13 protein-coding genes are annotated in these 12,164 nt (G+C 63.6%); 6 read left to right on the forward strand and 7 right to left on the reverse strand.

Annotation, left to right across the window (positions count from 1 at the left end):
- The first annotated feature begins 26 nt into the window (after positions 1–26).
- The 3 genes from ftsY (at position 27) to GA0004734_RS02350 (ending at position 2,841) form a co-directional block, all read left to right on the forward strand.
- On the forward strand, positions 27–1,454 hold the full coding sequence (gene ftsY / locus GA0004734_RS02340; RefSeq protein ID WP_092930854.1) for a signal recognition particle-docking protein FtsY: 1,428 nt from the start codon (positions 27–29) through the stop codon (positions 1,452–1,454).
- Positions 1,455–1,534: 80 nt separating this feature from the next.
- A complete protein-coding gene (locus GA0004734_RS02345) occupies positions 1,535–2,218 on the forward strand; it encodes a septation protein A (RefSeq protein WP_092930856.1) in 684 nt (227 codons plus the stop codon).
- Positions 2,215–2,841, forward strand: coding sequence for a DUF2585 domain-containing protein (locus tag GA0004734_RS02350; RefSeq protein WP_092930858.1), 627 nt, complete (start codon positions 2,215–2,217; stop codon positions 2,839–2,841). The genes GA0004734_RS02345 and GA0004734_RS02350 overlap by 4 nt, the downstream gene beginning before the upstream one ends.
- A 38-nt stretch (positions 2,842–2,879) precedes the next feature.
- Here GA0004734_RS02350 and GA0004734_RS02355 read toward each other — a convergent pair whose 3' ends face one another.
- The 5 genes from GA0004734_RS02355 to ccmA all read right to left on the reverse strand — a co-directional run bounded on the left by GA0004734_RS02355 (position 2,880) and on the right by ccmA (position 5,822).
- The gene (locus GA0004734_RS02355) at positions 2,880–3,482 is read right to left on the reverse strand and encodes a DsbE family thiol:disulfide interchange protein (protein ID WP_175386452.1); all 603 of its coding nucleotides are present in this window, start codon (positions 3,480–3,482) and stop codon (positions 2,880–2,882) included.
- Positions 3,483–3,487: 5 nt separating this feature from the next.
- Positions 3,488–3,655, reverse strand: a complete 168-nt coding sequence (gene ccmD / locus GA0004734_RS02360) for a heme exporter protein CcmD (RefSeq protein WP_092930860.1) — start codon at positions 3,653–3,655, stop codon at positions 3,488–3,490.
- Positions 3,652–4,410, reverse strand: coding sequence for a heme ABC transporter permease (locus GA0004734_RS02365; protein WP_092930862.1), 759 nt, complete (start codon positions 4,408–4,410; stop codon positions 3,652–3,654). Before GA0004734_RS02365 ends, ccmD begins: the two co-directional genes overlap by 4 nt.
- A 70-nt stretch (positions 4,411–4,480) precedes the next feature.
- Positions 4,481–5,140, reverse strand: coding sequence for a heme exporter protein CcmB (ccmB, locus tag GA0004734_RS02370; RefSeq protein WP_092930864.1), 660 nt, complete (start codon positions 5,138–5,140; stop codon positions 4,481–4,483).
- A gap of 49 nt (positions 5,141–5,189) precedes the next feature.
- Entirely contained in the window at positions 5,190–5,822 is a 633-nt protein-coding gene (gene ccmA / locus GA0004734_RS02375; protein ID WP_092930866.1) for a heme ABC exporter ATP-binding protein CcmA, read from the reverse strand.
- A 263-nt stretch (positions 5,823–6,085) separates the two neighbouring features.
- On the opposite strand from ccmA, the gene acnA reads away from it, so the two are divergent.
- From acnA to GA0004734_RS02390, 3 genes are all read left to right on the forward strand, one after another.
- Entirely contained in the window at positions 6,086–8,776 is a 2,691-nt protein-coding gene (gene acnA / locus GA0004734_RS02380; protein ID WP_092930868.1) for an aconitate hydratase AcnA, read from the forward strand.
- Between the two features lie 192 nt (positions 8,777–8,968).
- The gene (locus tag GA0004734_RS02385; protein WP_092930870.1) at positions 8,969–9,778 is read left to right on the forward strand and encodes a DUF1223 domain-containing protein; all 810 of its coding nucleotides are present in this window, start codon (positions 8,969–8,971) and stop codon (positions 9,776–9,778) included.
- 433 nt (positions 9,779–10,211) lie between these two features.
- Positions 10,212–10,607 carry a DUF2794 domain-containing protein gene (locus GA0004734_RS02390; RefSeq protein ID WP_092930872.1) on the forward strand — a complete coding sequence of 132 codons (396 nt, stop codon included), beginning with the start codon at positions 10,212–10,214 and terminating at the stop codon, positions 10,605–10,607.
- 46 nt (positions 10,608–10,653) lie between these two features.
- On the opposite strand, the gene GA0004734_RS02395 is transcribed toward GA0004734_RS02390, so the two are convergent.
- The gene (locus GA0004734_RS02395) at positions 10,654–11,211 is read right to left on the reverse strand and encodes a GNAT family N-acetyltransferase (protein ID WP_092930874.1); all 558 of its coding nucleotides are present in this window, start codon (positions 11,209–11,211) and stop codon (positions 10,654–10,656) included.
- Between the two features lie 137 nt (positions 11,212–11,348).
- On the reverse strand, positions 11,349–12,086 hold the full coding sequence (locus GA0004734_RS02400) for a Bax inhibitor-1/YccA family protein (protein ID WP_092930876.1): 738 nt from the start codon (positions 12,084–12,086) through the stop codon (positions 11,349–11,351).
- Between the last annotated feature and the right edge of the window lie 78 nt (positions 12,087–12,164).

Raw genomic sequence — 12,164 nt, forward strand, 5'->3', positions numbered from 1 at the left:
CGGCCCCGCAGGTTTCAGGATATAAGATGGCGTTCGACTTCCTCAAAAGGGTCTTCACATTCGATCAGGTGCCGGCGGAAGCGCCCGTTGCCCCGCCTGCGGACGCCCCGCCCATGGACGAGAGCGCGCCGGATACGGTGACGCCTGCGGAGGTCACACCCCCAGCTCCGGCTCCGGTCGGCGAAGACATCAAGGCTTTCGAACCGAACCTTGCCGCCGATGCCGCGCCGGACGATGCCCTGCCCCTTGCCGAGGATCCGGTTCTTGCCGAGGAAATCGCCACGGCCGGCGGTCCTTCGGCGGATGATGAAGCAGAGGCCGAAGACGCGGACGAGACGCTGCTCCCGCTTCCGCCAGCTGAAGATATCGGCGATCTCGGCGTCGTGCCGTTGTCGCTGCTGGAGGCAGAGGCGGAGCTTCCCCCCGGCGAAAACCCGACCGCCGACCTTGAGCGGCCGCGCGACATGTCCGCGCTGCCGGCAGGTTTTGCCACGGGGCCGGCGCCCGAGCCGGAGGCCGCCCCTGAGACCGGGCGCCTCACATGGTTCCAGCGCCTGCGCGCCGGCCTGTCGCGCACCTCGTCGCAGCTGACCGGCCAGATCACGGCGCTCTTCACCAAGCGCAAGCTGGACGACGCCACGCTCGAAGAGCTGGAAGACCTCCTGATCCAGGCCGACCTTGGCGTCGAGACCGCGCTGCGCATCACCGATACGCTCGCCTCCGAGCGCTATGGCCGCGACGTTTCGGGTGCCGATGTCTCGCGCATCATGGCAGCCGAGATCACCAAGGTTCTGACGCCGGTCGCCAAGCCGCTGCAACTCGACCTCAACCATCGCCCCCACGTCATCCTCGTCGTCGGCGTCAACGGCACGGGCAAGACGACGACCATCGGCAAGCTCGCCGCCAAGCTTTCGGGCGCTGGCCTGAAGGTCATGCTCGCCGCCGGCGACACCTTCCGCGCCGCCGCCATCGAGCAGCTGAAGATCTGGGCCGACCGGACGAACAGCCACATCGTTTCCTCCCGGCTCGGCGCAGACGCCGCGGGCCTCGCCTACGAGGCCTTCGAGGAAGCGCGCCGGCAAAAGAGCGACGTGCTGATCATCGACACCGCCGGTCGCCTGCAAAACCGCACGGAACTGATGGCGGAACTCGAAAAAATCGTCCGCGTGCTCGGCAAGCTCGATCCGGATGCGCCGCATACGGTGCTCCAGACGCTGGACGCCACAACCGGGCAGAACGCGCTCAACCAGGTCGAGATCTTCCGCAACGTTGCCGGCGTCAACGGGCTGATCATGACCAAACTCGACGGCACCGCCCGTGGCGGCATCCTCGTCGCCATCTCCGCCAAGCACAAGCTGCCGGTCTATTTCATCGGCGTCGGCGAGGGCATCGACGATCTCGAACCCTTCGAGGCCCAGGATTTCGCCGAGGCGATTGCCGGGATCGCGGATTAGGCATTGCGCCTCGCCGAAATTCCGCCGCCGTCTGCGGCCACATCACACGCATCTCAGATAAAGACCACAAGGCAGAGACGATGAAGACCGAACGGCCCGTAGACAACGACGTCACGCCGACCCCCGCCGAGCGTCACCACCCGGGCCTGAAGCTCGCTCTGGAACTCGGGCCTCTGCTCGTCTTCTTCTTCGCCAACATGCGCGGACCTTGGCTCGCCGAGACCTTTCCGGTTCTCACCGAACTCGGCGGTCCGCTCTTCATCGCCACCGGCCTCTTCATGGCGGCGACGGTCATCTCGCTGGTCGTCTCGAAGATCGTGCTCGGTCATCTCCCCGTCATGCCCTTCGTTTCGGGCATCGTCGTCCTGGTGTTCGGTTCGCTGTCGATCTGGCTGCAAAACGACACGTTCATCAAGATGAAGCCGACCATCGTCAACACGCTATTCGGCGCGGTCCTTCTGGGCGGGCTGTTCTTCGGCAAGTCGCTGCTCGGCCACGTCTTCAACGCCGCCTTCCAGTTGGACGCGGCCGGCTGGCGCAAGCTGACCCTGCGCTGGGGCATCTTCTTCCTGTTTCTGGCCGTCCTCAACGAGGTCGTCTGGCGCGGTGCCGCGGTCTGGTATGCGCCCGACGCGCAGGCGGCCGATGATTTCTGGGTGGCGTTCAAGGTCTGGGGCACCATGCCGATTACCATCCTCTTCACCATGGCGCAGATGCCGCTCATCCTGCGGCACTCCGTCGAATCGGCGTCCGACAAGATATGACCGCCGTTCCACCACCCCTCGGTCCCCTGCCTGCCGAAGCCCGGCCTGTCGAAGCCCGGCCCCGCAGCCGCACCCTGCTGTGGATCGGCGCCTGCATCGGCATTCTCGCGTTTCAGGTGGCTGCGGAGCTCTTCATGGGCCGTACGCCGATCTGCACCTGCGGCGTCGTCAAGCTGTTCGAACCGGTCGTCAACAGTCCCGGCAATTCCCAGCACCTTGCCGACTGGTACACGCCGTCCCACATCATCCACGGCTTCCTGTTCTACGCGCTGACGGCCTGGCTCTTTCCGAGAAAGCCGCTCGCCGCCCGGCTGTTCGTCGCGACTGTCATCGAAGCAGGCTGGGAACTGCTGGAAAACTCGCCCATCATCATCGAGCGCTATCGCTCCGCGACCGTTTCGCTGAACTATGTCGGCGACAGCGTCCTGAACTCGGCCATGGACACCGTCTTCATGGCGCTCGGCTTCCTCGCTGCCGCTCGTCTGCCCGTTGCCGTAACGATCACCATCGCCATCGTCTTCGAACTGTTCACCGGCTGGCTGATCCGCGACAACCTCACCCTCAATGTGCTGATGCTGGTCTGGCCGCTGGACGCGGTGAAGGCATGGCAGGGCGCGCTTTGAGCGTCAATTCGCTCTGTCCGCTCAGCAAAGAACACGCTTCAGGAACCCGCTGAAGCCTTCTCGATCGCGGGCATCAGGCCTTCGCGCAGGCTGCGGTCGTCAAAGGGGCCGACGCGCTTGTAGAGGATCGTGCCGTCGGGTGCGACGAGATAGGACTCTGGAATCCCGTAGACGCCCCAGTCGATGGCGGCGCGGCCGCGCGGATCGACGCCGATGGCGGAGAAGGGATTGCCGAGCTCGTCAAGGAAACGCAGCGCGTTGTCCGTCTGGTCCTTGTAGTTGATGCCGACGACTTGCAGACGCGGGTCTTTTGCCAGAGCGAGGATAACGGGGTTTTCCGCACGGCAGGGTACGCACCAGGACGCCCAGACATTGACGAGCGTGAGCTTGCCCTTCACTGCCGCATCCGTCAGCGCGGGCATGGCCGCATTCCCGAGCGTAGCGCCTTCCAGCGCCGGCAAAGCGAGAGAGGGCGCCTTCGTGCCGATGAGCGCGGACGGAATTTCGCTGATATCGCGACCGGAATCGAGCTGGCTCCAGAACACGGCGGCAAGGCAGGCAAAGACGGTCAGCGGCAGCAGCGCCAGCGCCAGACGGCCTTTCGTCGTCGCGCGGTTTTCCGGCAGGTCGTTCTCAGGCAGGTCGCTCACGGTGCACCTCCGCCGGCCGAGCGGCGGCGGATGCCGGCCTCTTCCAGCGCCCGCAATTCGCGGCGCCGGGCGCGCGCGTCGAGAACGACCCAGGCGATGAGGGTCGCGACCGCGACGAGCGCGGCCCCATAGCTGGCGACGACATAGCCGAGATGCGCGCTCATGCGGACGCCGCGCCCCGCGCAGCCTGTCGGCGCATGGCGGCAATGCGCCGCCGCCAGATTTCCGTGCGCATCGCCGCCAGATGCAGCGTGAAAAACAGGCAGGTGAAGGCGAGCGCCATGACAAGAAGCGGGCGCAGGAACTCCGGATCGATGGCCGAACCGCCAAGACGCAGCACGCTTGCCGGCTGGTGCAGCGTGTTCCACCAGTCGACGGAGAACTTGATGATCGGAATGTTGACAAAGCCGACGAGGATCAGCACGGCGGAAACCTTCGCCGCCCGTCCGGCATCGTCCATGGCGCGGTTGAGCGCGATCAGGCCGAGATACATGAGAAAAAGGATGAAGACGGAGGTGAGCCGCGCATCCCACACCCACCACGTGCCCCACATCGGCTTGCCCCAGAGCGAGCCGGTGACGAGCGCCAGCGCCGTGAAGCCGGCCCCGATGGGTGCCGCGCATTTCGCTGCGACGTCGGCCAGCGGATGACGCCAGACGAGCGTGCCGAGCGCGGAGGCCGCCATGACGGTATAGCCCATCATCGACAGCCATGCGGCAGGCACATGGATATACATGATCCGCACCGTCTCGCCCTGCTGGTAGTCGGCCGCGGTGGTGAAACAGAGCGTCAGGCCGACCGCAAAGAGCAGCGCCGTCAGACCGGCGAGCCATGGCAGCAGCCACCCGGCCAGCGCGACGAAGCGCGTCGGATTGGCAAGGTCGGTAAAGCTGCGAATGGCAAGGCTTCTCTCACGCATGCGACCTCTCTACCAAGTTCACGAGGCCGCTTCAATGAACGTCGCGGCCACTGACACGGTCACCTTTGCGTCATTCGGAAGACGCGCGCAGGGCGACCGCCGCTGCCGCCGGGCCGAGGACGGCGAAGAAGAGCGTGATGGCCGAAAGGATCATAAACGGCGGCAGGAAGGGCGCGGGGTCCTCGACGGCGGCATAGGCCGCGCTGACGCCAAAAATGAGCACGGGAATGACGAGCGGCAGCACGAGGATCGACACGAGAAGCCCGCCGCGCGGCAGAGCCACGGCGACGGCGGCGCCCATCGCGCCGATCAGCGTGATCGCCGGCGTTCCCGCCAGAAGCGTCAGCATGGTGGCAAAGATGGCCGCCGGTTCCATGTTGAGAAACAGCCCGAGCAGCGGCGACACGAGCACGAGCGGCAGGCCGGACGCGGTCCAGTGGGCGAGGCATTTGACGAAGACAACAAGCACCAGCGGCGTCTCCTGCATCAACATCACGTCCAGAGCGCCATCCTCGCGCTCCGCCTGAAACAGGCGGTCGAGCCCGAGAAGCGAGGCCAGCAGCGCGCCGATCCACAGCATGGCCGGCCCCACCTGCGCCAGGAGCTTCAGGTCCGGCCCGAGCCCGAAGGGAACGACCGCGACGACGGCCATGAAGAAGAGGATGCCCGTCAGCGCACCGCCGCCGGCACGGGTCGCAAGCTTCAGGTCGCGCAGATAGAGCGCCATCATGACCGGCATCCCCGAAGTGACGAACGCGCGGGACGATCGCTTGCGATCCTCATGCCGGCACCGCAAAGCCGGTCATGGTCAGCATCTGCGCACCGGGAACGTCCAGAGCCTGATGCGTGGCGGCGATGACGATGCCGCCGGTGGCGCGATGTCCGGCGATCAGCGCCTCGACCATCCGCTCGCTCGCCGAATCCAGTGCTGCCGTCGGCTCGTCCATGAGCCAGACGGGACGATACGCGACCAGAAGCCGGGCAAGCGCCGCACGACGCTGCTGCCCGGCCGAGAGATAGCCGAACGGCAGGTGACCGAGCCCGCCAAGGCCCACCGCCTCCAGCGCGACCTCCGCATTGGTCGCGGCATCGTCGCCCTGACCGCTAAAGCGCGACCAGAAGATGAGATTCTCCGCAACCGTCAAATCGCGCTTCATCGCGTTACGGTGTCCGAGATAGTGAAGTGATTCGCGCACCGGCGCGGTGGGGTCGGCGATCCCTTCCAGCAGGATCGTACCGCTGTCTGCCGGATGAAGCCCGGCGAGCGTCCGCAGGAAGGTGGACTTTCCCGTGCCGTTTCGCCCGGTCACCAGCAGAGCGCCGCCAGCGTCCAGATCCAGGCAAACCGCCCGGAAGATCGGGTCTTCGCCGCGGCTGGCACCCAGCCCGTCCACACGCAGGCGAAATGGCATTCATCGTCCTTTTACGACGTTGGTCGCATTGAAAAAAATTGTCTCGAATTGACGGCGTTCGATCTGGCACGTTTTGGCGAAATTATCTATAACGCGCCCAACACGCCAGCGGTCGGCGTGAATTTCATCCTAGCGCCGAACATGGAATTTTTTTTCCACGTGCGGACAGCGGAAATGACCGTACCCGCATCCCAATCTGCGCCTCCAGGCGCTCGGGCGTTCGCACGTCAGTTTATGGCGATCAGACGGAACGGGGTATCCAAGTGTCCAAGTCCCTAGACAGTTTCAATTGTCGTTCGACCCTTACGGTCAACGGCGCGGACTATGTCTATTTCAGCCTGCCGAAGGCCGAAGAGAATGGTCTCGCCGGCATCTCGCGGCTGCCTTACTCGATGAAGGTCCTGCTGGAAAACCTGCTGCGCAACGAAGACGGCCGGTCCGTCACCAAGCAGGACATCCTCAACATTGCCGCCTGGCTCAACGACAAGGGCACGGCTGAAAACGAAATCGCCTACCGCCCGGCCCGCGTGCTCATGCAGGATTTTACCGGCGTTCCCGCCGTGGTCGATCTCGCGGCCATGCGCGACGCCATGGTGGCGCTCGGCGGCGATCCGGAAAAGATCAACCCGCTGGTGCCCGTCGATCTCGTCATCGACCACTCCGTCATCGTCGACGAGTTCGGCACGCCGAACGCGTTTGCCCGCAACGTCGAACTCGAATACGAGCGCAACGGCGAGCGCTACCGCTTCCTCAAGTGGGGCCAGCAGGCTTTCAAGAATTTTCGCGTCGTCCCCCCGGGTACCGGCATCTGTCACCAGGTCAACCTTGAATATCTCGGCCAGACGGTCTGGACCAAGGAAGAAGACGGCGAAACGGTTGCCTATCCCGACACCTGCGTCGGCACGGACAGCCACACCACGATGATCAACGGCCTCGGCGTGCTCGGCTGGGGCGTCGGCGGCATCGAGGCGGAAGCGGCCATGCTCGGCCAGCCCGTCTCCATGCTCCTGCCGGAAGTCATCGGCTTCAAGCTCACCGGCAAGGTCAAGGAGGGCGTCACCGCGACGGACCTCGTGCTCACCGTCGTGCAGATGCTGCGCAAGAAGGGCGTCGTTTCCAAGTTTGTCGAATTCTTCGGCCCCGGCCTCGATTCGATGACGCTGGCCGACCGCGCGACCATCGGCAACATGGGTCCGGAATACGGTGCGACCTGCGGCTTCTTCCCGGTCGATGGCGAAACCATCAACTACCTCACCATGTCCGGCCGCACGACGGACCGGATCGCACTGGTCGAAGCCTATTCCAAGGCGCAGGGCATGTGGCGCAATGGCGATGGCGCCGAATTGGTCTTCACCGACACGCTGGAACTCGACCTCGGCGACGTCGTGCCGTCCATGGCCGGCCCGAAGCGTCCCGAAGGCCGCATCCCGCTCGAAGGCATCGCACCCGGCTTCGCCACGTCGCTCGAAGCCGACTACAAGAAGCCCGGCCAGCTGGAAAACCGCTATCCGGTCGAAGGCACGGACTACGATCTCGGCCATGGCGACGTGGCGATCGCCGCCATCACCTCCTGCACCAACACGTCCAACCCCTCGGTTCTCATCGCGGCCGGCCTTCTCGCCCGCAACGCTGTCGCCAAGGGCCTGAAGAGCGCGCCGTGGGTCAAGACTTCGCTCGCTCCGGGAAGCCAAGTCGTCGGTGAATATCTCGAGAAGTCGGGCCTCCAGAAGGATCTCGACGCGCTCGGCTTCAACCTTGTTGGCTTCGGCTGCACGACCTGCATCGGCAACTCCGGCCCGCTGCCGGCGCCGATCTCCAAGACGATCAACGACAAAGGCCTGATCACGGCTGGCGTCCTCTCCGGCAACCGCAACTTCGAAGGCCGCATCTCGCCGGACGTCCAGGCGAACTACCTCGCCTCGCCGCCGCTGGTCGTTGCCTATGCGCTTGCCGGCACGGTCCAGAAGGACCTCACGACCGAGCCGCTCGGCATCGGTTCGGATGGTCAGCCTGTGTTCCTCAAGGACATCTGGCCGACCTCGCACGAGATCCAGGAATTCATCCTGAAATACGTCACGCGCGAGCTTTACGAGAGCAAGTATGCGGACGTGTTCAAGGGCGACGTCAACTGGCAGGCCGTTCAGGTACCCGCCGGCCAGACCTATGCCTGGGATGATGATTCGACCTATGTGCAGAACCCGCCCTACTTCGTGGGCATGGGCAAGTCGGGCTCCGGCATCTCCGACATCAAGGGCGCCCGCGTCCTCGGCCTGTTCGGCGACAAGATCACGACCGACCACATCTCGCCGGCCGGCTCGATCAAGGCGGCATCGCCTGCCGGTGCCTACCTCACGGGTCACGGCGTCGGCGTTGCCGACTTCAATCAGTACGGAACGCGTCGCGGTAACCACGAAGTGATGATGCGCGGCACCTTCGCCAACATCCGTATCCGCAACCACATGCTCGGCCCGAACGGCAAGGAAGGCGGCTACACCTTCCACTATCCGTCGAAGGAAGAGATGTCGATCTACGACGCGGCCATGCAGTACAAGGAAGAGGGCGTTCCGCTCGTCATCTTCGCCGGTGGCGAATACGGCAACGGTTCCTCGCGCGACTGGGCGGCCAAGGGTACCAACCTGCTGGGCGTCAAGGCCGTGATCGCCGAAAGCTTCGAGCGTATCCACCGGTCCAACCTCGTCGGCATGGGCGTCGTGCCTTTCGTCTTCGAGGCCGGCACGACATGGGCTTCGCTCAACCTCAAGGGCGACGAGATCGTCACCATCGAGGGCCTGACGAACGTTCAGCCGCGTGAAAAGCGCACCGCGGTCATCACCTATGCCGACGGCACGGTGAAGGAGGTTCCGCTGATCTGCCGCATCGATACGCTGGATGAAGTCACCTACATGAACAATGGCGGCATCCTGCAGACGGTTCTGCGCGACCTCGCCGCCTGAGGCGCAAAGATCTGAACATTGCGAAGGCCGGAACCGCGTTCCGGCCTTTTGCATGTCCGGCGCGCAGAGACGGTCATCGCCAGAATTTCACTCCAACGTGACTTTGTGTTGAGGACGCTGCGGCGTATGAAAGAGCGGTTTCCGGCTGCCGCAATCCTGCCCGAATTGGAATCTGCCCGAAGTGGACCCTGCATGCCCGCCTTCAAGACCTCTCGTTTGAGCCTGATCGGCAGCCTCTTCGTGCTGGCAGCCTTCCCGGCTGCAGCGCAAGAAGCGGTACGGGAAGCGGCGCCGCAGACGATCGTGGCGAAGACCGCGGACAGCGGGCTGGAGGTCACGCAGCCGAAGGGCGTCGTGGAACTCTTCACCAGCCAAGGCTGCGCCTCCTGCCCCCCGGCCGACGCCGCGCTGAAGCACCTGATCGACGACGGCTCCATCGTCGCCCTCTCCTATCACGTGGATTACTGGAATTACCTCGGCTGGGCAGACACGCTCGCCTCGAAGGAGAACACCGCCCGTCAATATGCCTATGCCAAGATGTTTGGCCGCAACGGCGTCTACACGCCACAGGCCGTGCTGAACGGTCGGGATCAGGTGAACGGCGCCAATCTCTCGGGCATCAAGGGACGGCTGATCGCCCTCAGCGGCGCAGACGCTGGCATGAAGGTTCCGATTTCGGCCGAGCGCAAGGACGACGAGATCGATATCACGATTGGAGAAGGGAACGGCAAAGCCAACGTCGTTATCGTCTACTTCAATCGCCAGAAGGTGGTGGACGTGGAAAAGGGTGAGAACAGCGGCAAGAAGATGTCCTACTGGCACGCCGTGCGCGACATTCAGACGATCGGCATGTGGGACGGGAAGTCCGCCCGCTTCGTGCTGCCCGCCTCCGTGCTCGATCAGGAGAAGGACAGTGGCTGTGCGATCCTGCTGCAGCAGATGAAGGACGCGGAAACCCCCGGCGCCATCGTCGGGGCGGCAACGCTGATGGCAGCGCAATAGGCTTGCCGCGAGACACAGGAAAATTGCCCGGTCCGGCATATCGAGGGCTGGGGGCTGAGGGTTTCGATATCACCGGACCGGGTGGTCTAAGCGGCAAAGGCCGGAGGCCGATCCCGATCAGGACCATCTGTGCGCCCGCGTGACCGGAGGTCGGGCATGGCAAGCTGCACAGAAACCCCGAGCCGGCGAAACAAGAAACGCTGGTCGACCGGCCGGGCAGCGCGCGGTACTTCGGAGAACCGAAGCAGCGGCGACGCGGCAGAGTTAAGCCTCGAATTCAGGCACCGGTTTGACCGCAATGCGGCAGTGCAAAAAAAGCCATTGCTTCAGGAGTTGTGAGCGGCTGCGTCTCAACATTTCCGTTCAAGCTTGATTTTCAGCGGCACTCAGGCACACTGTTACCGTCCTGTCATAACAAAAGGCCGGAATGTGCATGACCGATCAGACGGATTTGCAAGATCGCCAAACCCCCAAGGCATCTGAAAGCGTGGTCGTCGATCTCAGCGACTATCGACATGCCAAAGACCCTCTTCCCGTGACCTTCCACCGCCGAGAGCTCGACCAGATCCTGTGGGTCTATGGCCGCATGGTGGGAGAAGGCGAGTGGCGCGACTACGCGCTCGACCATATGCGCGACAAGGCGGTCTTCTCCGTCTTCAAACGCTCGGGCGAACAGCCGCTTTACCGTGTGGAGAAGGTGCCGAAGCTTGCCGCGAAACAGGGCGCCTATGCCGTGGTCAACACGCACGGCATGATTCTGAAGCGCGGGCATGAGCTCACGCAGGTGCTGAAGGTCTTCGACAAGCTGCTGAAGGTCGTGAAGAGCTGACGATGCGGGCGAAGCTGCAAGAGAGGATTGCCCGCAAGGCGCGCGGTCAGGCTCCGTAAAGCGTATCCGGATAGACGCCATCGGCCGGCAGGCTATCGACACCTTCGCCCAAGGCCAGTTGCATGAATGTGGTATCGAGCCAGCGGCCGAACTTGAACCCGCTTCCCTTCATCGTCCCGCAATCCACAAATCCTGTCGACCGGTGGACGGCGATGGAGGCGGGATGCGCGCCGCCGATGACGGCCACCATCTGGCGGAAACCGAGATCCGCGCAGCGCGCGATCAACTCCTTCAGAAGCGCCGTGCCGACGCCGCGCCCGCGTGCTTCGGGCGCGAGATAGATCGAATCCTCGACGAGAAACCGGTAGGCGCTGCGCATGCGAAAGGCCGAGGCATAGGCATAGCCAACCACGATCCCGTCCGCGTCTTCTGCGACGATATAGGGATAGCTGTTTTCGGTGATGGTGGAAAAGCGCGTCGTCATTTCCGCCTGGTCGGGAACGGCGATCTCGTAGGTGGCAACGCCGTTGCGCACGGACTCGCTGTAGATGTCCGTAATGGCAGGAATATCGGCGAGGGAGGCATCACGCAAAGTGAAGGACATGGCAGAACCTCAAAAGACATCGGTTTCCCCCGGTTCCTTCCATATTCCCCCCGTCCGATCAAGACGGTAGCGCCCGCGCACGAAAAAAGGCGGCCAAGCCGCCTTTTCCATTGATCAAGTCGAGACCTGTTCTGTGCTTAGTTGCGGTTTCCGAGGAAGCGCAGCATGAAGAGGAACAGGTTGACGAAGTCGAGATAGAGCGTCAGCGCACCCATGATCGCCTTGCGACCGGCTGCCTCGAAACCATCGCCCTCGAAGTACATTTCTTTGATGCGCTGCGTATCGTAGGCGGTAAGGCCTGCGAAGATCAGCACACCGATGACCGAGATTGCGAACTGCAAAGCCGACGACGCAAAGAAGATGTTGACGATCGAGGCGATGATCAGGCCGAACAGACCCATCATCAGGAACGAACCCATGGCCGACAGGCTGCGCTTCGTCGTGTAGCCGTAGAGCGACAGCGCACCGAAGGAGGCCGCGGTCACGAAGAACGTGCGCACGATGCTCTGACCCGTGTAGATCAGCATGATCGACGAGAGCGACAGGCCCATCAGCGCGGCATAGAGCCAGAACGTGGTCTGAGCAGCCGAGACGCTCATAGAATTGATCCGGAAGCTCAGGAACAGCACCATGCCGAACGGAGCCAGCATGATCAGGTACTTCAGCGGGCTGACATAGATCGCCTGGCCGAACGCGGTCAGCTGCCCATCGGCAAATGCGAACTGGAAAGCCAGGAAAGCGGCGACGCCGGTGATGGCGACGCCGAGCGCCATGAGATTGTAGACCCGCAGCATGTAAGCGCGCAGGCCCTGGTCGACAGCAGCGTCAGCGCGCGCGCCGGCGGTCTGCATGCGAAAGTTTCTGGGATCGGACATTCTTATCCTCATATCAGCTCGAAGTGACGGACAGGTCTCGAGAGAACTCGGACCGGGCACCGCTGCGGAGCTTCAGCA

Source organism: Rhizobium sp. 9140, from assembly GCF_900067135.1.
In the GTDB taxonomy this organism is placed as follows: Bacteria; Pseudomonadota; Alphaproteobacteria; order Rhizobiales; family Rhizobiaceae; genus Ferranicluibacter.